Raw genomic sequence first — 22,121 nt, 5'->3', positions numbered from 1 at the left:
TTCATGTTCACATTCCTGGTCAGCGCCTCCCTCCGCAACCGCCTGCTCGTTCTTGCGATCGCGGGCATCCTTGTTGTGCTCGGCGCTTATACCGCGCCCCAGTTGCCCGTCGACGTATTCCCCGACCTCAATCGTCCGACCGTCACGATCATGACGGAATCGGAAGGCTACGCCCCGCCGGAAGTCGAGCAGCTCGTCAGCTTCCCGATCGAAACCCAGATGAACGGCGTGCCGGGCGTCAGCCGCGTGCGGTCGGTCTCCGGCATCGGCCTTTCGATCGTCTACGTGGAGTTCGACTGGGGCACCGATATCTACCGCAACCGTCAACTAGTCGCGGAACGTCTCGCGCAAGTACAAGGCCAACTGCCGTTGAACGTCACCTCGCAGATCGGGCCCATCAGTTCGATTATGGGTCAAATTCTGCTGGTCGCCGTGACGTCGAAGACGGCCTCCCCAATGGAGGTCCGCGAGATCGCCGATTTCACGATCAGGCCGCGGCTGCTCTCCATACCCGGCGTCGCGCAAGTGATCCCGATCGGCGGCGAGGTCCGTCAGTACCGGATTGCGCCGCTGCCTTCTGCGTTGCGCGCACTCGGTGTGAGCTATGAACAGGTCGAGCTGGCGCTGAGACAGTTTGGCACCAATACCGGCGGTGGATTCACCGATCAGAACGCCCGCGAATATCTGATCCGGAATATCGGGCGCACCACGAGCCTGGAAGACCTGCGCAACATCGTCGTTACTATCATCGAGGGACGCCCTATCCTGCTGCGGCAGGTGGCGAACGTCGAATTCGCGCCTAAGGTCAAACGCGGCGATGCAGGTTATATGAGCAGGCCCGCTGTGATCGTCTCGGTCGAGAAGCAGCCTAATGTCGACACAGTTCGGCTGACGCAACAGATCACGCAGGCGCTCGCCGAGCTGGAGCCCAGCCTGCCGTCCGGCGTGAAAGCCAACGAAATCATCTTCAGGCAGGCTGACTTCATTGAAAACTCGATCCAGAACCTCGAACGAGTATTGATCGAAGCAGCGCTCGTCGTAGCGGCGATCCTGTTCGCGTTTCTCCTCAACTGGCGCACCACGGCAATCTCGCTTACGGCGATCCCGGTCTCGATCCTGACCACAGCCATTATCTTCACGCTGCTCGGTCTCTCGATCAATACGATGACCCTGGGAGGACTCGCTATCGCCATCGGCGAACTGGTCGACGACGCCGTCGTCGATGTCGAGAACATCTTTCGCCGACTGCGCGAGAACAGGGAGCAAGGCAATCCCCGTTCAGTATTCGACGTGGTGGTTTCGGCGTCCAACGAAGTACGATCGGGAATTGTCTATGCCACGATGATCATCGTCCTTGTGTTCGTGCCGCTGTTTGCGCTCTCGGGCATCGAGGGACGACTGTTCGCACCGCTGGGCCACGCCTACATCATCTCGATCCTCGCAAGCCTGCTGGTTTCGATCACGCTGACGCCCGTGTTGGCCTACTACCTGCTACCGGGGATGAAGCGGCTAATGGAACGGGAGAGCTGGCTGGTTCGCAAGCTCAAGTCCGCCAACCATGCGGCGCTCCGGTTCGCTTTCGCCCGCAAAGGATTGCTGCTTAGCCTGACGGCGCTCGCCGTGTTGGGCGCCGGCGCGGGCGCATTCGCCTTGAAGCGCGCGTTCCTACCGGCTTTCAATGAGGGTACTTTCACGATCAATATTGCGTTCGCCCCGGGAGTTTCGCTCTCGGAATCCAGCCGGGTGGGATCGATCGCGGAACGCCTGCTGCTCGATGTGCCGGAAGTAATCAGTGTTGGGCGGCGGACAGGGCGCGCGGAGCTGGACGAGCACGCTGAAGGTGTCCATTCCTCGGATCTTGAGGTCGATCTCAAGCCCTCGCGGCGGCCAAAATCCGAGATCGTCGCGGATATTCGTTCCCGCCTTTCGGTGCTGCCGCTCTCGATCAATGTCGGGCAGCCGATCTCGCACCGGCTCGATCACCTGCTCTCAGGCGTTCGTGCCGAACTCGCCCTCAAACTGTTCGGCGACGACCTCGACACGCTGCGAAACAGCGCAGAAGAACTCCGTACACGGCTCGCCAAGATTGACGGCATCCAGGACCTCCAGGTCGAAAAGCAGGTGCGTATTCCGCAACTCGAAGTCCGCGTCGATTATACGCGGGCAGCCTTGTATGGCGTGCAGCCCGGTGCCGTTACGGAACAATTATCGCGGCTGTCGAGTGGGCGCGTCATCTCGCGCGTGGTTGACGGCTACAAACGCTACGACGTGGTCATGAGGCTGCCCGAGCGGCTGCGCACGACCGAGAAGCTCGGCGAACTCCTGATCAAGACCCCCTCCGGCTGGATACCGGCACGTCAGATAGCAGATGTGAAGGAAACAGATGGACCGAACCAAATCCTGAGAGAGAACGGCCGAAGGCGCATCGTCGTGCTTGCGAACTCCGACGGCAAAACCGACATGGCGGAGATCGTGCGCCGCATTCGCGCTGAATTGCAGGCAACGAGCCTGCCGCAGGGCGTCACCGCGAACCTTGAAGGCACATTCCAGGCTCAGGAGGAAGCCAGCCGCAGAATCGGTATTCTTTCCGCGCTTTCTCTCGCGCTGATCTTTGCGATTCTCTATAGCCGCTATCGCTCCACCGTGCTGGCCTTGATCATCATGGGTGGGGTCCCGCTGGCGCTGGTCGGTTCGGTCGCCGCGCTGGCGCTGACCGACCAGCCGCTATCTGTCGCCAGCATGGTCGGATTCATCACACTGACGGGAATCGCCACACGCAACGGGATTCTGAAGATAAGCCACTACATCAATCTTGCTTTGCACGAACGGATGCCGTTCGGGCCGGAGCTTGTAATCCGCGGAAGCCTCGAGCGCATGACGCCCGTGCTGATGACCGCGCTGTCTGCGGGGCTTGCGCTGCTGCCACTGCTTATCGCTGCGGACGAGCCGGGCAAGGAAATCCTGCATCCCGTCGCAGTGACGATCTTCGGCGGGCTTATCAGCGCGACCTTGCTCGATGCGCTGATTACGCCGGTGCTATTTCTCATGTTCGGCAGAAAGCCGCTGATGCGGCTCGTGCAACGGCAGTCCGACGAGTCCTTCCAGGATCACGCCGCTTCACATTCCTATTGATCGCCCACGTCTTGAAAGGAAACCGCCTATGAAATTCAGACATCTCACGCTTAGCGCAATCCTGCTGGCCGGAATACCGGCGTACGCACACGAGCCGAAAGGTTCACATGGAGGACGTGTTGGCGATGCCGGCGCTTACCATGCGGAACTCGTCGTGAAGGATAAGACGATTGAGATCTTCCTGACAGGTGAAGATGACAAACCAATTGACCCGAAAGGCTTCAAGGGCGTCGCCATCTTCAATTTGGGAGGAAAGGCAGAGCGCATAACGCTCGCTCCTTCGGAGAAAAACGTGCTAAGCGGAACGTCGGCTACGGCCCTGCCGGCCCATCTCAAGGGAGCGGTTCAGTTCACGGCGCCCGACGGCAACACCGCAACCGCGCGGTTTGATTGACGCGCCCTTCGCGCCATCGGCGGGCCAATGCCTAGTCGCCGCCCACCATGGCCCGAAAAACCCGCCTCACCTCGGCCTGGGTTTCACGTACCCGCGCTTCAAGCGTGGAGAAGTCAGGCGTGTCGCCGGCGCGCGCCATCACGCGCAAGAGGTTCTCTCCCGACGTCTCCGGCTTGAATTTGCCGGTAACGCAAAGCCTCAGGATCTGCGTCAGGTCGTGATAGAGCCGCGCCGCCGAACGCAAAATCTCCGCGTCCGATGGCGGCAGCACGCCGAGGCGCGCGGCGTTGTCGAGCACCTGCAGCGTGGAGACGCTGAGGATCTCGGGCTTTTGCGAGGCGTGAACGAGTTGCAAATACTGCGCGATGAAATCGATGTCGACCAGGCCACCGGCAGCCTGCTTGAGGTTCCAGGTATCGTCCTCGCCCTTCTCCAGCGCAATCGCCCGGCGCATGTCCGCGACGTCGCCGGCGGTAGAGGCCGCATCGCGCGGCCGCATCAGCACGCTGCGGATCGCGTCCTCGATCTCCTTCCGAAACGCCGGTGAAGCAGAGATCACTCGCGCCCGCGTCAGCGCCATGTGCTCCCAGGTCCAGGCTTCGCGTTCCTGATAATCGGAAAAGGAATCGATCCGCGACGCCAGCGGCCCGGCGCGGCCCGACGGCCGCAGCCGCATATCGACTTCATAGAGTACGCCGTAGTTGGTCCGCGTCGTGAACGCCGAGATCAGCCGCTGGGTCAGCCGCGTAAAGTATTGCGCACCGTGCAGCGATCGTTCGCCGTCGGAATCGGGGTTGTCCGCGTCGAAATCATACAACAGGATCAGGTCGAGATCGGAAGAAGCCGTCATCTCGCGGCTGCCGAGCCGGCCCATCGCGAGGATCGCGGTCTCCTGTCCCTTGATGCGACCGTACTGGGTCGCGAACTGGTCTCTCACCAGGCCATGCACGGTATGCACAATGCCCTCGGCGACGTCGGCAAAGGCGACGCCGGCGTGCTGGGCGGAAACCGTGCCGGACAGGATCCGCGTGCCGATCAAAAACAGGCTCTCCTGCCCGAACAGCCGCAGGCGATCGAGGAAATCTTCGTAAGAGTCCGCGTCCTTCAGCGTCGCCGCCAGCCGCGCCGACAATTCCTTCCGGTCCGGCATCGCGCCGAAGAAACGGGGATCGATCAAGCCGTCCATGATCTGCGGCTGGCGCGCCAGCATATCGCCGAGCCGTGGCGCGGCGCCGAGGATTAAGGCTACCAGCGCGACCAGATCGCGGTTCTGGCTCAACAGTGAGATCAGCCGGCCGCCGCGCTGCAAGGCGCCGAGAAAGCGATCGAACGTGATCACGGCGTCGTCGGGGTCTTCGGCATGCGCGAGACCGTGGATCAGACCGGGCACGAATTCGATGAAGGCAGCCTTGGTCGCCTCGTTGCGGAGCGCGCGATAGTTGCCCTGCATCCAGTGCTGCAGCGTGCCAGCGACCGCGACCGGCTTCTTGAAACCGAGCATCGTCAGGTGATCGAGCAGACGCGCATCCTCAGGCCCGCCGGCATAATTGAGCTGCGGCAGCTTCACCGTGCCGGTCGGATCGCCCTCGAACAGCTTGCCGTAATGTCCCTGCACGACGTTGAGATGGCCGAGCAGGTCCTTCGCAAAGGCCGCCCGGCTCTCATAACCGAAGAAGTTCGCAAAACGCTCCACGGCCTCGGCATCTTCGGGCAGTGCGTGGGTCTGCTCGTCCGCGATCATCTGCAGTCGGTGCTCGACGCGGCGCAGGAACTCATAGGCCGCGGTCAACTCGTCGTGGGCCTGAAAGCTGATCCAGTTGCTGGTCGCCAGCACCTGCAATGCATGGAGCGTGGGGCGCACCCGTAGTTCCGAATGGCGGCCGCCGGCAATGAGCTGTTGCGTCTGCGCGAAGAACTCGATCTCGCGGATGCCGCCGCGGCCGACCTTGACGTTATGACCTTCGACCGCGATCTCGCTCTGGCCGCGATAGGTCTGCATCTGCCGCTTCATGTCGTGGACGTCGGCGAGCGCGGCAAAATCCAGATGCTTGCGCCAGACGAACGGCGACAGTTCCGCGATCAGCGCCTCGCCCGCTTTGGCGTCGCCGGCGCAAACGCGCGCCTTGATCATCGCGGCGCGTTCCCAGGTCCGCCCTTCCCGCTCGTAATAGTGAAGCGCCGCCTCGGTCGAAATCGCCACCTGCGTCGAGGCCGGATCGGGGCGCAGGCGCAGATCGACGCGGAACACGTAACCCTCGCCGGAGCGTTGCTGCAGCAGGCGGGCGAGCGCCTGCGTCACCCGCACGAAGAACGGCGCCGGCTCGATGTCCGCTACCAGCGAGGTGCGGGTGGGATCGAAAAACACGATCAGGTCGATGTCGCTGGAGTAGTTCAATTCGCCCGCGCCCATCTTGCCCATCGCGAGCACGATCAATCCGCTGTCCTCCTCCGGCCGGTCATGATTGAGCGCCGTCATGCGGCCGCGCGCGACCTCCTGACGTAGCAGGAAGCGCAGCGCCGTCTGCACGGACACGGTTGCAAGGTCGGTCAGCGCCGCCGTCACCCGCATCACCGGCCAGACCCCGCCGATATCGCACAGCGCGATCAACAACGCGGCCTCCGACTTCATGCGGCGAAGCAGATGCATCACGTCGGCCTCGCCCGCGGCAGCAAGTACGTCGCGCGTGCCTTTCTCGATCAGCGAGGTAAGATGTGGTTCGGGGTCGCATGCCAGCAAGCGCAGCAGCCGGGCGGCGTCAGCCCGGATCAGGTCGAACAGGTATGGCGAGAACTCGACGATGCCAAGCAGGATGGTCCTGGCGAGCGGGCGATCCAGCCACGCCATGATCTCAGCCGATTGCTCCGGCTCCAGCTCGGCGAGCCAGTCTTCCAGTCGTCGTTCGGCGTTACTGCTAGCTGCGATATGCGGCCCGCTGACAAACCGTGCGGCCAAGGCGGAGGAATTCATGCCACCTTCTGTGGCATATCCTGCGTTTGAGCCGCAAGCCTGTTGCCCGCGGCAGATAGCGCCGGGACGACCAGCGTCGCGGTCAGGCCGGGACTGGAATCGCCGAGCCTGAGTTCGCCGCCATGCAAGGTCGCCACCGCGGACGCCAGGCTGAGCCCGAGGCCGGAACCCGGCAGCGTGCGGCTCGCCTCAAGCCGCACGAATCGCTCGACCGCGTGCTTGCGATCGCCCTCGGGAATGCCGGGTCCATGATCGGTGACGCTGAGCAGCACGTGGTCGCCTTCGCGCCGCGCCTCGATCAGGATCTCCCGGGTGCGCGCCGCGGCGGCAGGGTCCAGCGGCTTAACCACCGGCGAGGGCTTGCCGTACTTGATGGCATTCTCGACCAGATTGGCAAGTGCCTGGCTGATCAGTTCGCGGTTGCCATGCAGCCGCGCGGTCGCGGTTTTGACGCGGAGCGTCATGCCATCGTCTTCGGCCAGTGGCTCATACAATTCGTGGATGCCCCTGGCGACGTCGGCCGCGTCGAAATCATCCATGTTGCCGCGCGCCTGCCCGGACTCGGCGCGCGCGATCATCAACAGCGCGTTGAACGTGCGGATCAGCCCGTCGGATTCCTCGATGGTCCGCTCCAGCGCAGCGCGGTATTCGGCCTCGCTGCCCGAACTCGCCAGCGCCTCCTCGGCGCGATTGCGCAAGCGCGTTAACGGCGTCTTGAGGTCATGGGCGATGTTGTCGGAGACTTCCTTCAGCCCCATCATCAGGGTCTCGATGCGCTCCAGCATGGCGTTGAGGTTTTCCGCGAGACGGTCGAGCTCGTCGCCGGAGCGGCCGACTGGCAGCCGCCCCGAGAGGTCGCCCGCCATGATGCGCCTTGTGGTGCCGGTCATGGCATCGATACGTTGCAGCACCCGCCGCGCCACGAAGATGCCACCGCCGATGCCGAGCACGATGACCACCAGCAGCGACCATTGCGCGGCGTTGGCAACGATGCCGAACAGCCGGCGGCGCTCCTCCAGATCGCGGCCGACCAAGAGACGAAAACCGTTGGTGAGTTCGGTGACGCGCACCAGCGCGCGGTGATCCGCGGTGTCCTGCTCGTCGAGCCGGCGATAGCCGGTCTCCGACCAGCCGGTTGAAGCCATCACACCCGGCGCCAGCGCGCCGACATTGCCGCCGATCGCCTTCCCCTCAGGCGTGGTGACGAGATAGAGGTTGGCGCCTGGCCGCAGCGCCCGGTTCTCGATCGTGTAGACGAGTAGGCGCAAGCCGCGACGCGTGTAGATGTCAGTAATCTCCGCGGTTTCGGCGTTCACCGTGGCGGTGATCTGCTCGTTGATCAGCCGTCGCGTATTCCAGGCGAAATAGCCGAGCAGCGACGCCGCAAACAGCGCGAACAAAAACAGATAGACCAGCGTCAGCCGAAACGCCGTCGTGCGGACCAGTTTACCGAAGGCCGTCACGGATCATGTATCCGGCGCCGCGGATCGTGTGCAGCAAGGGCCGATCAAAGCCCTTGTCAATCTTGGAGCGCAGCCGCGAAATATGCACGTCGATCACATTGGTCTGCGGATCGAAATGATAATCCCAGACGTTTTCCAGAAGCATGGTGCGGGTCACCACCTGGCCGGCATGCTTCATCAGATATTCGAGCAGGCGAAACTCGCGCGGCTGCAGCGTCAGTTCATCCTTGCCGCGGACGACACGATGAGAAAGACGGTCGAGCTCGAGATCGCCGACGCGGTAGGTGGTCTCCTCGGCCGGGCCGACATTGCGGCGCGACAGCACTTCGACGCGCGCCTGCAATTCGGCGAATGAATAAGGTTTTGGCAGATAGTCGTCGCCGCCGGCGCGCAGGCCCTTGATGCGGTCGTCGACCTGGCCGAGCGCGGAGAGGATCAGAACCGGCGTGCGAATGCCCTTCTCGCGCAAGCTCCCGATCACGGACAGGCCGTCACGCTTGGGCAGCATGCGGTCGACCACCAGCACGTCGTAGTCGCCACTCTCGGCCATCGATAGCCCCTCCTCGCCATCGCTCGCGAGATCGGCGACATAGCCGACTTCACGGAACGCCTTGACCAGATAGTCGGCGGACTCGCGGTCGTCTTCGATGATCAACAGGCGCATCTGGGTGACGGGCGTAGGGATTGCTGCGGGGGCGCTCACAGGATTTGGTTCCTCTCACCATGGCGCGGCCGCCCTGCACATGCAAGGCGACGGCGCAGTATCGCGATCAAGTGAAAAGAGCGGGCGATGAGGCTGGGGGACCTCACCGCCCTTAGGCCCTTCCGACGGAGGGGGGCGTATTCCGAAGGAAGGTTGCCAGAGGGAGCGAGTTTTGGACCCGCTCCCCGGAAGGAGACGTCGGCGGGGGCGACGAATGCCGGCGTAACCCTCCATCTGGTATCTAGTCCTCGTTTAGCCCTTCGCCAGCGGCACCGCGACGAAGCGCGACGAACCGCCGCTCTTCACGCGCATGAGAACGCTGTTCTTGTTCTCGGTCCGCGCAGCGTCGATTGCCTCACGGACTTCGCTCGGGCTGCCGACGGTCTTGCCGGCGACCTCAAGAATGACGTCGCCTTCCTTGAAGCCGCGTTCGGCCGCCGCGCTCTTCGGGTCCACCTCGGTGACGACGACGCCTTCCCGGCCGGCGCCGGCCACGCTGTTGGCGGGGGCCACCGTCAGGCCGAGCTTCGGCACGTCGGTTCCCTTAGTCCCGCTGCCCTTGTCTTCACGATCGGTATTGGCCTTGGCCTCGACCGTGTTCGGCAACTGGCCGAGCGTGAGGTTGACAACCTTTTCCTGGCCCTTTTGCAGCACGTTGAGCTTGACCGCGGTGCCGGGTGCGAGACCGCCGATGGTGCGGGCGAGTTCCCTCGCATCCTTGACCGGCTCGCCATTGACGGCGGTGATGACGTCACCGGACTGGATGCCGGCCTTGGACGCGGGACTGTTGGCCTGCGGTTCCGCCACCAGCGCGCCTTCGGCCTTCTTCATGCCGAGACTGTCGGCGATGTCGGAGGTCACCGGCTGGATCTGGACGCCGATCCATCCGCGGCTCACGGTGCCCTTGTCCTTGAGCTGGGCGACTACGGACTTCACCGTCGAGGCAGGGATCGAGAACGCGATACCGACGCTGCCGCCGGACGGCGAATAGATCGCGGTGTTGACGCCCATCACCTCGCCATTGGTGTCGAACGCCGGACCGCCGGAGTTACCCTTGTTCACGGGCGCATCGATCTGGATGAAGTCGTCATAGGGGCCGTTGCCGATATCGCGGCCGGAGGCCGAGACGATGCCGGCGGTCACAGTGCCGCCGAGGCCGAACGGGTTGCCGACCGCCAGCACCCAGTCGCCGATCCGCGGCTTGCTATCGGACAGCTTGGCGAACGGGAAATCGGTGCGGCCCTCGACCTTGATGAGGGCGAGGTCGGTGCGCTGATCGGTGCCGATCACCTTCGCGGTGTAGGTCTTGCCGTCTTCCATCGTGATTTCGACCTTGTCGGCGCCGTCAACCACGTGGTTGTTTGTCACGGCATAGCCGTCAGGCGAGATGAAGAAGCCGGAGCCCTGACCCGTTACCGGGCCACGGGGGCCACGCGGTCCGCCACGCAGGCCTGGGGGCAAGCCATCCGGACCACCGAAGCGACGGAAGAAACGCTCCATCGGCGAGCCCGGCGGGAACGGCGAATCATCGTCCTTGTTGGCGCTGTCGTCCTTGGAACTCTTGTCGGCGATGTTGATCTTCACCGAAATCACCGACGGTTTCACGCGCTCGACAATGTCGGCGAAACCGATCGGCCGCTCGACCTTGCGGACCTCGGTGTTGACCTGCGCGTGCGCCGCGCCGGCAAAGATATCAGCCGGGCCCTGTTGCGGCGAGAAGCCATACACGGCGGCGCCAAGGCCGGCGACAACGGAGGCCATCAGCGCGAATTTGCGGGCGGAGAACAGCGAACGGCGGGCTGCGCCGGACGACGGTAGCGAGGAAAGATCGACGGGACGTTCGGTCATGTCTGTAAAATCTCCAGAGCGTGAATTCTTCATTCTTCTACGGTGCGGGGGTTGGCACCTGTCACATCGGAAGATGGGGCCTGCCGCCTTACCGCGCGCTGGCTAGGGAATTAAACTTTTGTAATGCGGCCGCTTATGGATGCGGCGGAATAGCGCAGGTAAATCAGCCGGTTGAGACGACGCCTCGAAGCTTCTTCGCAACCAGTCGCGAAAGGCGATGAGACCCGGATCGGTTTCGCGGAACGGACGATACACCAGGTACCAGGCCCGTCCCTTGGGAACAGAAATCGCAAATGGCGCAACTAGGCGCTTCATCGCGAGGTCGTCTTCCACATACGGTCGCAAGCCGATGGCAACCCCGACGCCATCGAGCGCAGCCTGCAAGGCCATTGCGTAATTGGCAAAGCTTGGGCCGAGCGCTTTGCGGCGCAGTTTGACACCCGCTGCGGCCAGCCATAACGGCCAGTCTTCCGGCGAATGCACGACCTGCAGCAAGTTCTCGTTGGCCAGATCCGACGGCTTGCCAAGCCGCCGTGCCATCGCGGCGGTGCATACGGGAAAGAGGTCAGCCGAAAACAACGGCTCGGCCGCTAGTCCGGGCCAATCGCCATTGCCAAGCAGGATTCCGCAGGTCCAGTCGTCCTTGAAGGGATTGATCGCGCCACCGGTCGCGAGCCGCACCTCGATGTCGGGATGCGCGCCGTAAAAGCTCGCAAGGCGCGGAATCATCCAGCGCACCGCGAAGGAAGGTCCGACGCCGATCGTCAAGACCGGCGTGGTCCGCATCGCTGCAACCTGCTCGACGCTGGCAGCGATCGAATCGAACGCCGCAGTGAGGCTCGGCTGCAGCGCCTTTGCTTGCGCGGTGAGCGCAAGGCCGTTGGGAAGCCGCTCGAACAGCTCGAGACCGAGCCGGGCCTCGAGCAACCGCACCATGCGGCTCACCGCCGCTTGCGTGACATTCAGTTCCTGACTCGCACCCACGAAGCTTCCATGGCGCGCCGCGGCCTCGAAGGCACGCAAACCATTCAGCGAAGGCAGACGGCGCATGGGGAGCCAATCCTTAGACTAACTTTTCCTTAGCCTATGGCTGAACTAAACGCGTTTGCGAAGCTCCTGTCAAACGCGCATTGAACGGCATCGGATCCAACCGGACGACGCCCATGCTTAGCCTTCCGCTCGCGGCGGGTTTCGCCGCCGCCATCGTATCGACCTCCTTCATCTCCGGCATCTTCGGGATGGCCGGTGGTATGATATTGATGGGAATTTTGCTGATTTTCATGCCTCTTGCGCCGGCCATGATTTTGCACGGCCTGGTGCAGGTTGCCTCGAATGGCTGGCGGGCCTGCCAATGGCGCGCGCATATCGATTGGCGGATCGTTGCCCATTATGCCGCCGGCGCCATCGTCGCAGCAGCCGCGGTCAGCGCCATGGCACTTGAGGTGAGCAAGGCAATAGCCCTAATTATTGTTGGCGTAAGTCCCTTCCTGGGACTTCTGCTTCCCGGCCGGCTCGCGCCCGACATTGGAAAGCCCAGCCACGGCAATCTCTGCGGCATCCTATGCACCGTGCTGCAGCTCTTGGCCGGTGTTAGCGGCCCCATCCTCGACGTGTTCTTCGTGCGCTCGCAGCTCAACAGCCGGCAACTGATCGCCACCAAGGCCGCCGTGCAAGTGATCGGGCACTTCCTGAAGGCCGCCTATTTCGGCCACCTGCTCGCCGGCGGCGAGACCCCGTCGCCGATCGCCGTCATCGCGGCGATCCCGCTTGCGATCACCGGAGGATACCTTTCCCGGTTCGTGATCGAGGCGATCAGCGAGACACGATTCCGGACCTGGTCGCGCTACGTGATCGGCGCGGTGTCCACCGTCTATCTGATTCAAGGCGTGGTGCTGCTGTGACCCGCGCTGTGCAGATTGACAGAAAACCGGTGTCCTCCCTGCCGATTCACCTCAGGTCTTCATCTTCATACACGCCGTCACAATGGAGGTCTCCAATGACTATCGCCATCCGACACATCATCCTGAGCGCCAATGCAACGTTTCTCCTCGCAGCGTCCGCAGGCGGCTTTGCGAGCGACGTGGGCGGAATCTTCTTCGGCCTTGGGCCGGTCGCGCGTGTTGTGGCCGAGGCGCCCCATGCCGGACTTGGCTTTATCGAGGCGCACGGCCTGGCCTTTATCCTGGGCATCCTGATGTGGCGCGCTCAGCCAGCGCGCGGCTGGCACCTCGCGGCTGCAGCCATTCATGTTCTGCTGGGGACCGCCAATCTGATATTCTGGCAGCTCTTCACTGTGTCCGACATGCTGCTGGTCGGTTACGTCACCACGGCGCTGCATGGCCTGTTCGTCGTGCTGCAGGTGTCTGCCGCGATCTCGGCCCGGGTGCCGGACAGCGCTGCGGTTCACGCCGGTCCGATTTCGTCCGGCTACCGATAGTGGAGACCCCCATGACCCATGAACAGAAAACCGTTGCAATCGGCGCCGCCAGCGGCGTGTTGAGCATGGTGGCCGCAATAGCCGGCATCTCGCAGATCTGGGCGGATACCTCGGCCTTGACCGATGCCGCCGGTCGACTTGCCTATACCCTGAAGGCAAACGCCCTTGCCGCGGCCCCGCTGATGGTCGGCACCATCACCGTCGCCAACAACCGCTTCCTCAGCGAAGCGATCGATCCGACGCTGCACAAGGAGGATCAGGCAACACTGATCAACGGACGTGTGCTCGACAACACGCTGCAGCAATATGTGCTGTTCGTCATCGGCACATTGGCTCTGAGCGTCGGTCTGCCGGCCAGCCAGATGAAAGTCATCGCTGCGGCGACCATAGTGTTCATCGTCGCCCGGTTCGCATTCTGGATCGGCTACCGGATCCACCCGCTGTATCGGGCGTTCGGCATGGCGGCCACGATGTATCTGAACATCGGCATCCTCGCCTGGGCGGGCTGGAACATCCTGCGTGGGTGAATTGCGTCAAACCGAATTTTCCGCAGCCAGCGGGCGCCGCCCTTGTCATCCTCGCCTGCCGATGAAACCCCGCGCGCCGCTGGCGCTGCTCGCACGGCAATCCATAACTACCCCGCGGTATCGCTTATCGATACTTCTAGAAGACCAACCAACTTAGGCTGCGCTTCGATTGCAGTGAAGTTGTGAGAGCATTTCATGCAACCTTATGTTGCGCAAGATCAAAATCATCTTTCGAGCATTCGCAACGCCGCAGGCACTTGAGTTTTGAAAACTTTCGCGCACGGATCGACGTCCGCGAGATCATTTCATTTTTATTTCATTTGCGCGCAGGGCTGAGGAGCTGGCTACCGGAAAGCAACAAGTGAGCCCGAACAATCGGCTCGCAGTTGCGATTGACGATATTAACTTGTTGTCAACATGTCGAATTCGACAGCCGTCGACCGAAGCCATCATAAGGCTTTCGTTAGATAAGGCTTTCGTTAGCCATTTTCGTGCCACAACCTCTGCACGAACAGTAAGAGCGAGGTTGCGGGTCGCCGAAGGCGAACTTCAATCATCGCCGTCAACGACAAGATCAGGAAGAAAACCATGGTCAGCGCCGTTTCCAGCCAAGCCGCCACATTGAATCCCCTCGCCTATACGGCTCTCGACGGGGACGACAACGCCAAACAGCCCGCATCGAACACGACGCCGAACGACAGCGACCGTGGCCCGGCCACGCAGGTGTCGTTGTCGCGGGACGCCCTGGATCGTCTGCTGGCTGCCGCCAAGCAAGGCCCGGACGCCGCACAGCAAGCCGTGAACGCCTTGTTGCAAGCAGGCGAGGATCGTTTCGCTGCAGGCATACAGGCCGTGCATCGCCGGGGCGAATTGGCCAAAATCAACAGTCAATTCACTTTGCTCGACTTGCAGGACGCAAGGCAGGCCACGAACAAAGCTGCGCTCAGAGCGCTTCAAGAAGGCTACGACAAGATGCTGAACTCTCCGATATCTCCCGAAATAACGCTCAACGCTGCGGATACCGCGAAGGCATTGCAGATGTTAAAGGACGCCGGCCGGACACTGCCTCCTCTTGGCCCAAACTTTACCTATGGGTTCGTGAAAGACGGTATCCAGTACAATTTCCGGGGCGACGGCACAGTGACGACTCGGAAGGAAGGCATCGCAACATCAGTCGAAGATCAGCAGAAGTCTTTGGCGACTAGACGTGGCATGATGGATTTCATCGCGAACGACATCCGGGACAACAGCGACGCTCGTGCGAGCCTCATCGCGCAGCGCGACGCGCTGATAGGTCAGTAGCAGCGACAATCTGAAAAACGAACGGCGCAGGAGCTCCTCCTGCGCCGTTTTCTTTGTTTCCTACAGCTTTAGCTGATCTGGATGCCGTTGCCGTTGATGTCGAATACGAATTCTAACGTATCCGTATTGGCCGGATCGAAGAAGCCGACCACGTCGACGTAATTCTGGAAGTTGGTGTCGAGCGCATCGTTGCGGGGACGCGCAACAATCGCACCCCTCGCCCGAAGACCCGCCTCAGCTCTTCTTCATCTTCAGCCGGCCCATGAAATCGCGCTTGCCGAGCGGCACGCCGTTGGTGCGCAGGATGTCGTAGGCGGTGGTGGCGTGGAAATAGAAATTGGGCAGCGAGAACGACATCAGGAAGCCCTCCGCGGTGAAGGGCAGCTTGTGATCACCGACGTGAAAGACGACGTCGCGGCCGCCGAGCGCATTGACTGCCTCCGGAGTCCAGCCCTCCAGAGCCTCGCGGGTTTGCGCGACCAATCCCTGCAATCCCGCATAATCGTACGGCGTGTCGGACGCGGGCGGACGAAACTCTCCGCTTTGCACGCCCTCGATAGCGCCGCGCGAATGCTGGGCGACGGAGATGATCTGGAAACGTAGCGGTAGCATGTCCGGCGCCAGACGCGCTTCGACCATGGTCTCCGGATCGATGTTGTTGTCGCGAAAATGCGTAAGACCGCGCTCGAGGAAGCCGCCGACCGCGCCAAGGGTCTGCAGATAGTTCGCTACGCTGGCGTCGTAGAGTGAAAAGGCCATGTCCCGTCTCCCCTAGTTATGTTTATTTTGACAGGGGGAATGTCATAGCAACCCTGCCCGCTTGCAATGGCGGGTTTAAGGCTTCTTGTCCGGCGCATCGGGTGCGAGCAAGCGCTCCAGCCTCGTCTGTTCCTCCTCCGTCAGATGCAACAGCGAAGGATCGGTCACGCTGCCGGTATTCGAACGGCGGCGACTGTAGAACCAGAGCGCCAGCCCGCCTCCGGCCAACGCGAGCGGCGGCAGCAGCCAGAGCAGCAGCGTATGGGGCGTGAAGCGCGGCTTCAGCAGCACGAACTCGCCATAGCGCGCGACCAGAAAGTCGATCACCTGGCTGTCGCTGTCGCCGGAGGCGATCCGCTCGCGCACCAACAGGCGCAGGTCGCGCGCCAGCGGGGCGTCGGAATCGTCGATCGACTGGTTCTGGCACACCATGCAGCGCAGCTCGCGCGAGAGGTCGCGGGCTCGCGCCTCCTTTGCCGGATCGGCCATGATCTCGTCGGGCTGGACGGCGTGAGCCGGCCCGCAGAGCGTCGCGGCGACAACCAGCACACATGCTGCAATGAGGCGCTTCAAGGCACTACTCCGCCGGCTGCAGCGCGCGGGCGGCCTTGGCCGGTTTGGGCGCGCCGACCCGCAGGCGGCGATCCGAGAGCGACAGCAGGCCGCCGAACGCCATCAGGACAGGGCCCCACCAGATCAGAAGCACCAGCGGCTTGTGATAGATGCGCACGGCGATGGCACCTTCCGCATTGGTGTCGCCGAGCGAAACGTAGAGCTGGCTGGCGCCGCGGGTCAGCAGCGCGGCCTCGGTCGTCGACGAGTCCCGCGTGGTGAAGTTGCGCTTCGATGGCGTCATCACCTCGAGCGTTTCGCCGTCGTGGCTGACCGTAAACTGCGCGATCATCTCACGGAAGTTCGGTCCCTGCCGTTGCGTGATGTCGTCGAGCTTCAACTGATAGCCGGCGACGCTTGCGATATCGCGCGGCTTCATCGTGCCGATATATTCGCTATTCCAGGTGGTCTCGCAGACGATGCCGATCAGCGCGACGCCAATGCCGGCATGCGCGAACGCCGTGCCCCAGGTCGCGCGCGGTAGCCCGCGCGCACGGGCCATCGCGGTGGCGAAGGGAACGCGGAACAGCGCCGTGCGTTCGGCGAGATCACTCAAGGCGCCGCCAATCACGAATATAGCAAGCCCGATCGCCAGCGGGGCGAGCGTGGCTCCGCCATGGGTCCATGCAAACAGCACCGCAATCGCGACCAGCGCCGCGATGCCGGCCGCGGTCAGCCGCTGCGCCGCGCCGAGGAGATCGCCACGCTTCCAGGCCAGCAGCGGCGCAAACGGCATGGCGACCAGGAGCGGCACGAACAGCGGCCCAAAGGTCAGGTTGAAAAACGGTGCGCCGACCGAAATCTTGTCGCCGGTCAGCACTTCCAGCGCCAGCGGATACAGCGTTCCGATGAACACGGTGGCGCAGGCGGAGGTGAGAAAGAGATTGTTGAGCACCAGCGCGCCCTCGCGCGAGACCGGCGCGAACAGCCCGCCCTGCTTCAGTGCCGGGGCGCGCCAGGCGTACAGCGTAAGACTGCCGCCGATGAACAGGCACAGGATCAGCAGGATGAATACGCCGCGCGAGGGATCGGTCGCGAACGCGTGCACCGAGGTCAGCACGCCCGAGCGCACCAGAAAGGTGCCAAGCAGCGACAGCGAAAATGCCAGGATCGACAGCAGGATCGTCCAGACCTTCAGCGCGTTGCGCTTTTCCATCACGACGGCGGAATGCAACAGCGCGGTGCCCGCGAGCCAGGGCATCAGCGAAGCGTTCTCGACCGGATCCCAGAACCACCAGCCCCCCCAGCCGAGTTCGTAATAGGCCCAGTAAGAACCCATGGCGATGCCGAGCGTGAGGAATATCCACGCCACGAGCGTCCACGGCCGCACCCAGCGCGCCCAGGCCGCGTCGATCCGGCCTTCGATCAAGGCGGCGATCGCGAACGAGAACGAGATCGAAAAGCCGACATAGCCGAGATAAAGCATCGGCGGATGCACGGCCAGCCCAATGTCCTGCAGCACCGGATTGAGGTCGCGGCCCTCGATCGGCGGGCTCGCGATGCGCAGGAACGGGTTCGACGTGAGCAGGATGAACAGATAGAACGCAGCCGCGATCCAGCCCTGCACGGCCAGCACATGGGCGCGCAGCGACAGCGGCAAATTGTTGCCGAAAGCGGCAACCAGGCCGCCGAACAGCGCCAGGATCGCCACCCATAGCAGCATCGATCCTTCGTGATTGCCCCACACGCCGGTGATCTTGTAGAGCAACGGCTTCATCGAGTGCGAATTCTCGAAGACGTTAACGACGGAGAAATCCGAGGCGACGTGCAGCATCACCAGGGCCGTGAACGAGGCCGCCACGAACAGCAATTGCGCCAGCGCCGTGGAGCGCGCGACATTCATCAGTGCAGGATCGCCCCAGCGCGCGCCCAGCATCGGCACCGTGGACTGGATCAGCGCAAGTGCAAGCGCCAGCACCAGCGCGTAATGCCCGGCTTCCGCGATCACTTCGCGGTCCCCTGCACCGGCGCAGATGCGGCCGTGGCGCCGGGCTTTGCGCCATAGTCGTCCTTCCAGTGCCCCTGCTTCTTCAGGGCGTCGGCGACGTCCCTGGGCATATAGGTCTCGTCATGCTTGGCCAGCACGGTATCGGCCTTGAACACGCCTGACGCATCGAGCGCGCCCTCGGCGACGACGCCCTGCCCTTCGCGGAACAGGTCCGGCAACATTCCCTTATAGGCGACGGGCAGCGTGGCGCTGCCGTCGGCGATGCTGAAGTTCACGGCAAGGTTGTCGCCGCGCACCAGCGAGCCCGGCTGCACCAGGCCGCCGAGGCGGAACCGCTTGCCGGGCGGGATCTGCTTTTCCGCCGCCATAGTCGGCGTGGAAAAGAACACGATGGAATCGCGCATCGCGTTCAGCACCAGCGCCGCCGCGACCGCAAGCACCGCAAGCGAACCGCAGATCATGGTCAAACGCCGCTGCTTGCGCGTCATCAATATCCCCTGCCTTCGTCTTTGGGTCCCGCCATCCGGCTCTACCCATCAAGCCCGAGATTTTTCAGGCCCTCATTGAGCTTGCGCAAACGTTCGGCATCGCCCGCGACCGCCTGGCGCGCTTCGATGCGCGCGTTCGTCGCCTTGTCGCGTTCGCCCATCACTATATAGGCCCGCACCAGCCGCAACCAACCCTCGACATCGCTGCCGTCCTGCTTCAGCCGCGCCGCCAGCCGATCGACCATGCCGCGGACCATCGTCCCGCGGTCGGCCTCGTTCATGTCCCTGGCGGCGGCCATTGCATCATCGGAGAGCGCCGGCGCGACGGGGGCGCCACCGACCCGGGCCAGCGCCGTCTCGATCAGCGGCCGCCACGGCGCATCCGCCGGCGCCTTTGACAGCATCGCCCGCCAGATCGCCGCAGCGTCGGCCTTCCGGCCGTCCTGCTCGGCAGCGAGCCCGAGGAAATAGCTGGCCCTGGGATCGTCGGCGTTTTGCGCCACCGCACGCTCGAATTCGGCCTTAGCCTCCGCCGTGACGACGCCGCCCGCACTGGTGACCAGCGCCTCACCGAGATCGGAGCGGCGCTCGGCGCTATCGCCAGCATGTTGAATCACGTTGCGGTAGGCCCGGACCGCGTCATCGAAGCGACCGAGCCGCGCCAGCACCGGCGCCAGCACGGTCCAGCCGCGACCGTCGGTCGGATTTTTCTCGAGATGCGCTTCGACCTGCGCCACCATGTTTTCGAGCGGCTGGCTGACGTCCGCCATACGGGTGCGCGAGGCGAGCGGGAAGTCACCGAGACGCGGCGATCCAAGCGCGAGGTAGAACGTCACTGCCGCGATCGGCAACCCCACCAACGCGACGATGGCCGAGGCGCGGCGCAGGCCAAGGTTGGCGCGCGCCGGCAGGGTGCGCTCGCCGTCCGCGGCTGCGAGCAGGCGGCGGCCGATTTCGACCCGCGCCGCCTCGGCTTCGGACGAGCCGATCAGCCCGGCTGCGACATCGCGGTCGATCTCGGCGAGCTGATCCTTGTAGACGACCGCCTCGCTGCCGCCGGCCTGCGCAGAGGAGCCGCGGCTCAACGGCCAAAGCACGGCAAAAATTGCCGCGACCGTCATCAGCGCGAACACAAACCACAGCGTCATCAAGTAGTTCCCGGGGGCGGAACGGCGCCTTCCCAAGCCAGCGCCGATGCGCCGCTTTACACCACCGACGGCAAGCCCGGCAATTGACAATTGCGGCAGAAAAACCGGAAGGGCGGCCAACCGTCGCCGGCGATCCGGAGTTCCTCAGCGCAGTTAGGCCAGGCTTCTCCGCCGGATCGCGGCTTGCAAATCCATTAACCCTAAATTGCAGCGGACCCTGCATGCACCATCGAGCCTGGTGCGTTGGCCTATAGCGTTTGCACCAAGACGTAGGCGATGCTACACAATGAGGCTGAGACATTAATCGCGTGCAGAGGCAGATCGATGCGATTTTGGAAGGCATTTCGACGTGGCGCTGTTCCGTCCACCCCTGTCAAAACTCCAGTTGGCCTGAAACTCCGCCGCAGCGTTCCGCTTTTGTCACTTCCGCTTGTGTCACTTCCGCTGCTGTTGCTGCCATTCCCGGCCGCCGCCCAGGACGCAACGGAAACGACAGTGATCGCGGCTGCAGCGCTGCCCCGCGACCTCAGCCCCTGGGGCATGTTCATGCAAGCCGACGTCGTCGTCAAAGCGGTGATGATCGGTCTGGTATTTGCCACCGCGGTCACCTGGACGGTGTGGCTCGCAAAGACGATCGAGCTGAGCAAGGCGCGACGGAATGCCCGACATGCCTTACGCGAGCTCGCCAACGTCCGAAACGTGGAAGACGCCGTGCGGCAGGTCCCCGAGGGCGCAGTTGCCCAGTTGCTCGACGGTGCCCTGGCAGAATTGAGATTGAGCACCGATCGAATGGACAAGGAGGGGATCAAGGCAAGGATCGCCTCCCGGCTGCAGCAGATCGAGGCGGCGGCAAGCAGGCGCATCGGACTAGGCACCGGTGTGCTTGCGACCATCGGATCGACCGGCCCCTTCGTCGGACTGTTCGGCACGGTCTGGGGAATCATGAACAGCTTTATCGGAATATCGAAGTCGCAAACCACCAACCTCGCCGTGGTCGCGCCCGGAATCGCCGAGGCGCTGCTGGCGACGGCGCTCGGGCTGGTGGCGGCGATTCCCGCCGTCATGATCTACAATCTCTTTGCACGCCAGATCGCCTCCTACCGGGCGCTGCTCGGGGATGGATCCGCAGAGATTACGCGACTGGTCGGCCGCGACCTCGATAGCGGCACCATGCTGGTGCGGCGGCACCTCGCAGCGGCGGAGTAGCAGCCATGGCCGCCAGTCTGAACCAAGGCAACGGCGATCTCGCCGAAGTCCATGAGATCAACGTGACGCCGTTCATCGACGTCATCCTCGTTCTGCTCATCATCTTCATGGTTGCAGCCCCGCTTGCGACCGTCGATGTCGCCGTCGATCTTCCGGCGTCGAACGCGCAGCCGCAGCCGCGGCCGGACAAGCCGGTCTATCTGACGGTGAAGCCGGACCTGTCGCTTTCCGTCGGGAACGAAACCGTGGGGCGTAGCGCACTGCCCGGCGCGCTCGATGCGAGCACCAGCGGCCAGAAGGATACCCGCATTTTCCTGCGCGCCGACAAGCTCGTCCCCTATGGCGAGGTGATGCAGGTCATGAACATGCTGCGGGCCGCCGGCTACCTCAAGGTCGCCCTGGTTGGAATGGAGCAAGCCTCATCGCCATGATGCAGCTTGCCGCCGAAGACCGTTCCGACCTTCAACGATGGATGTTCAGCAGTCTCACGGTGCTATGCGTCTACGCCGGATTGACTGCCACGCTCGCCACCTGGCGCGATGTGGATGACACGGTGGCTGCCGAACCTTCGGGCGCGATCGTGGTCGATCTGGCACCGTTGGCCGCAGCACCAACGACGACGCCGACCGACATTGCGCCCGGTCCGGAGCAGGTGACGTCGGAGGCGCAGCCGGTGGCGAAGCCCGAGGAGACGCCGCCCGATGAAACGCCCGACTTGCCGCCCTCTCCCAATCCGGACGCGGCTGTGGCTTTGCAGAGCAAGCCGCAGCCTGACGTGACGCCGCAGCAGCAGGCGGCGGCCACCACGACATCGGCACCGCCCGCGATTAACGATCGGATCGCACCGGTCGCCGTTGCGCCGACCCAGGGTGTGCCGAATGACAAAAATTCGGAGGCCGTCGTAACATGGCGAACCCAGGTCCTCGCTTTGGTTGAGAAGAACAAGCGATATCCGGAAACCGCGCGGTCGCGGCGCGAGCAAGGGACGACGCAGGTGTCGTTTACGCTTGATCGCAAGGGAATGGTTGTCAGCGCGCGCGTAACTCAAAGTTCGGGATCCGGCGCCCTTGATGAGGAAGCGCTCGCGCTTCTTAAGCGCGCGCAGCCCTTCCCTGCGCCGCCCGCAATGTTTCCCGGCGAATTCGTTGTCGTGAGGCAGCCGATCCGCTTCACTGTCAAATAGAGG

The 22,121-nt window shown here is 63.3% G+C and carries 19 protein-coding genes; 9 read left to right on the top strand and 10 right to left on the bottom strand.

What is annotated here, in order from left to right; all coding sequences use genetic code 11:
* Positions 1 to 3 precede the first annotated feature (3 nt).
* Together KJQ96_RS03040 and KJQ96_RS03035 are read left to right on the top strand one after the other, a co-directional pair.
* Complete coding sequence (locus KJQ96_RS03040; protein WP_213285233.1) at positions 4 to 3,132, top strand: efflux RND transporter permease subunit; 3,129 nt, start codon at positions 4 to 6, stop codon at positions 3,130 to 3,132.
* 28 nt (positions 3,133 to 3,160) lie between these two features.
* Positions 3,161 to 3,526: a hypothetical protein gene (locus tag KJQ96_RS03035; RefSeq protein ID WP_213285232.1), complete on the top strand. Its 366-nt coding sequence runs from the start codon at positions 3,161 to 3,163 to the stop codon at positions 3,524 to 3,526.
* Positions 3,527 to 3,557: 31 nt separating this feature from the next.
* On the opposite strand, the gene KJQ96_RS03030 is transcribed toward KJQ96_RS03035, so the two are convergent.
* The 5 genes from KJQ96_RS03030 to KJQ96_RS03010 form a co-directional block, all read right to left on the bottom strand.
* Positions 3,558 to 6,494 (bottom strand): bifunctional [glutamine synthetase] adenylyltransferase/[glutamine synthetase]-adenylyl-L-tyrosine phosphorylase, encoded by a 2,937-nt coding sequence (locus KJQ96_RS03030; RefSeq protein WP_213285231.1) that lies wholly within the window; start codon positions 6,492 to 6,494, stop codon positions 3,558 to 3,560.
* A complete protein-coding gene (locus tag KJQ96_RS03025; RefSeq protein ID WP_213285230.1) occupies positions 6,491 to 7,957 on the bottom strand; it encodes a HAMP domain-containing sensor histidine kinase in 1,467 nt (488 codons plus the stop codon). Before KJQ96_RS03025 ends, KJQ96_RS03030 begins: the two co-directional genes overlap by 4 nt.
* Entirely contained in the window at positions 7,941 to 8,621 is a 681-nt protein-coding gene (locus KJQ96_RS03020) for a response regulator transcription factor (protein WP_213285497.1), read from the bottom strand. Before KJQ96_RS03020 ends, KJQ96_RS03025 begins: the two co-directional genes overlap by 17 nt.
* Before the next feature lie 291 nt (positions 8,622 to 8,912).
* Complete coding sequence (locus KJQ96_RS03015; protein ID WP_213285229.1) at positions 8,913 to 10,508, bottom strand: Do family serine endopeptidase; 1,596 nt, start codon at positions 10,506 to 10,508, stop codon at positions 8,913 to 8,915.
* A gap of 102 nt (positions 10,509 to 10,610) precedes the next feature.
* Positions 10,611 to 11,558: a LysR substrate-binding domain-containing protein gene (locus KJQ96_RS03010; protein ID WP_213285228.1), complete on the bottom strand. Its 948-nt coding sequence runs from the start codon at positions 11,556 to 11,558 to the stop codon at positions 10,611 to 10,613.
* A 113-nt stretch (positions 11,559 to 11,671) separates the two neighbouring features.
* On the opposite strand from KJQ96_RS03010, the gene KJQ96_RS03005 reads away from it, so the two are divergent.
* The 4 genes from KJQ96_RS03005 (at position 11,672) to KJQ96_RS02990 (ending at position 14,774) form a co-directional block, all read left to right on the top strand.
* Positions 11,672 to 12,409, top strand: coding sequence for a TSUP family transporter (locus KJQ96_RS03005; protein ID WP_213285227.1), 738 nt, complete (start codon positions 11,672 to 11,674; stop codon positions 12,407 to 12,409).
* A 95-nt stretch (positions 12,410 to 12,504) separates the two neighbouring features.
* Complete coding sequence (locus tag KJQ96_RS03000) at positions 12,505 to 12,945, top strand: hypothetical protein (protein ID WP_213285226.1); 441 nt, start codon at positions 12,505 to 12,507, stop codon at positions 12,943 to 12,945.
* A gap of 11 nt (positions 12,946 to 12,956) precedes the next feature.
* Positions 12,957 to 13,472 (top strand): MAPEG family protein, encoded by a 516-nt coding sequence (locus KJQ96_RS02995; protein ID WP_213285225.1) that lies wholly within the window; start codon positions 12,957 to 12,959, stop codon positions 13,470 to 13,472.
* A 588-nt stretch (positions 13,473 to 14,060) separates the two neighbouring features.
* A complete protein-coding gene (locus tag KJQ96_RS02990) occupies positions 14,061 to 14,774 on the top strand; it encodes a hypothetical protein (RefSeq protein ID WP_213285224.1) in 714 nt (237 codons plus the stop codon).
* 234 nt (positions 14,775 to 15,008) lie between these two features.
* On the opposite strand, the gene KJQ96_RS02985 is transcribed toward KJQ96_RS02990, so the two are convergent.
* The 5 genes from KJQ96_RS02985 to ccmI all read right to left on the bottom strand — a co-directional run bounded on the left by KJQ96_RS02985 (position 15,009) and on the right by ccmI (position 19,729).
* Entirely contained in the window at positions 15,009 to 15,533 is a 525-nt protein-coding gene (locus KJQ96_RS02985) for a DUF1993 family protein (protein ID WP_213285223.1), read from the bottom strand.
* 75 nt (positions 15,534 to 15,608) lie between these two features.
* Complete coding sequence (locus KJQ96_RS02980) at positions 15,609 to 16,106, bottom strand: cytochrome c-type biogenesis protein (RefSeq protein WP_213285222.1); 498 nt, start codon at positions 16,104 to 16,106, stop codon at positions 15,609 to 15,611.
* A 4-nt stretch (positions 16,107 to 16,110) separates the two neighbouring features.
* Positions 16,111 to 18,093 carry a heme lyase CcmF/NrfE family subunit gene (locus KJQ96_RS02975; protein WP_213285221.1) on the bottom strand — a complete coding sequence of 661 codons (1,983 nt, stop codon included), beginning with the start codon at positions 18,091 to 18,093 and terminating at the stop codon, positions 16,111 to 16,113.
* The gene (ccmE, locus tag KJQ96_RS02970; RefSeq protein ID WP_213285220.1) at positions 18,090 to 18,581 is read right to left on the bottom strand and encodes a cytochrome c maturation protein CcmE; all 492 of its coding nucleotides are present in this window, start codon (positions 18,579 to 18,581) and stop codon (positions 18,090 to 18,092) included. The genes KJQ96_RS02975 and ccmE overlap by 4 nt, the downstream gene beginning before the upstream one ends.
* A 41-nt stretch (positions 18,582 to 18,622) precedes the next feature.
* Entirely contained in the window at positions 18,623 to 19,729 is a 1,107-nt protein-coding gene (gene ccmI, locus KJQ96_RS02965; RefSeq protein ID WP_213285219.1) for a c-type cytochrome biogenesis protein CcmI, read from the bottom strand.
* A gap of 495 nt (positions 19,730 to 20,224) precedes the next feature.
* On the opposite strand from ccmI, the gene exbB reads away from it, so the two are divergent.
* From exbB to KJQ96_RS02950, 3 genes are read left to right on the top strand one after another with little or no spacing between them, the layout of a single operon-like run.
* Entirely contained in the window at positions 20,225 to 20,935 is a 711-nt protein-coding gene (exbB, locus tag KJQ96_RS02960) for a tonB-system energizer ExbB (protein WP_375293133.1), read from the top strand.
* 5 nt (positions 20,936 to 20,940) lie between these two features.
* Positions 20,941 to 21,366, top strand: coding sequence for a TonB system transport protein ExbD (gene exbD, locus KJQ96_RS02955; protein ID WP_213285217.1), 426 nt, complete (start codon positions 20,941 to 20,943; stop codon positions 21,364 to 21,366).
* A complete protein-coding gene (locus tag KJQ96_RS02950; protein ID WP_213285216.1) occupies positions 21,363 to 22,118 on the top strand; it encodes an energy transducer TonB in 756 nt (251 codons plus the stop codon). The genes exbD and KJQ96_RS02950 overlap by 4 nt, the downstream gene beginning before the upstream one ends.
* Positions 22,119 to 22,121: the final 3 nt, after the last annotated feature.

The sequence above is a fragment of the Bradyrhizobium sp. sGM-13 genome (genome assembly GCF_018398875.1).
In the GTDB taxonomy this organism is placed as follows: Bacteria; Pseudomonadota; Alphaproteobacteria; order Rhizobiales; family Xanthobacteraceae; genus Bradyrhizobium.
This window is presented reverse-complemented; position numbering and strand designations above follow the sequence as displayed.

Coding starts and splice junctions, on each gene's coding strand:
- KJQ96_RS03040 (WP_213285233.1), top strand. CDS start 4: ATGTTCACATTCCTGGTCAGCGCCTCCCTCCGCAACCGCCTGCTCGTT.
- KJQ96_RS03035 (WP_213285232.1), top strand. CDS start 3,161: ATGAAATTCAGACATCTCACGCTTAGCGCAATCCTGCTGGCCGGAATA.
- KJQ96_RS03030 (WP_213285231.1), bottom strand. CDS start 6,494: ATGAATTCCTCCGCCTTGGCCGCACGGTTTGTCAGCGGGCCGCATATC.
- KJQ96_RS03020 (WP_213285497.1), bottom strand. CDS start 8,621: ATGCGCCTGTTGATCATCGAAGACGACCGCGAGTCCGCCGACTATCTG.
- KJQ96_RS03015 (WP_213285229.1), bottom strand. CDS start 10,508: ATGACCGAACGTCCCGTCGATCTTTCCTCGCTACCGTCGTCCGGCGCA.
- KJQ96_RS03010 (WP_213285228.1), bottom strand. CDS start 11,558: ATGCGCCGTCTGCCTTCGCTGAATGGTTTGCGTGCCTTCGAGGCCGCG.
- KJQ96_RS03005 (WP_213285227.1), top strand. CDS start 11,672: ATGCTTAGCCTTCCGCTCGCGGCGGGTTTCGCCGCCGCCATCGTATCG.
- KJQ96_RS03000 (WP_213285226.1), top strand. CDS start 12,505: ATGACTATCGCCATCCGACACATCATCCTGAGCGCCAATGCAACGTTT.
- KJQ96_RS02995 (WP_213285225.1), top strand. CDS start 12,957: ATGACCCATGAACAGAAAACCGTTGCAATCGGCGCCGCCAGCGGCGTG.
- KJQ96_RS02990 (WP_213285224.1), top strand. CDS start 14,061: ATGGTCAGCGCCGTTTCCAGCCAAGCCGCCACATTGAATCCCCTCGCC.
- KJQ96_RS02985 (WP_213285223.1), bottom strand. CDS start 15,533: ATGGCCTTTTCACTCTACGACGCCAGCGTAGCGAACTATCTGCAGACC.
- ccmE (WP_213285220.1), bottom strand. CDS start 18,581: ATGACGCGCAAGCAGCGGCGTTTGACCATGATCTGCGGTTCGCTTGCG.
- ccmI (WP_213285219.1), bottom strand. CDS start 19,729: ATGACGCTGTGGTTTGTGTTCGCGCTGATGACGGTCGCGGCAATTTTT.
- exbD (WP_213285217.1), top strand. CDS start 20,941: ATGGCCGCCAGTCTGAACCAAGGCAACGGCGATCTCGCCGAAGTCCAT.
- KJQ96_RS02950 (WP_213285216.1), top strand. CDS start 21,363: ATGATGCAGCTTGCCGCCGAAGACCGTTCCGACCTTCAACGATGGATG.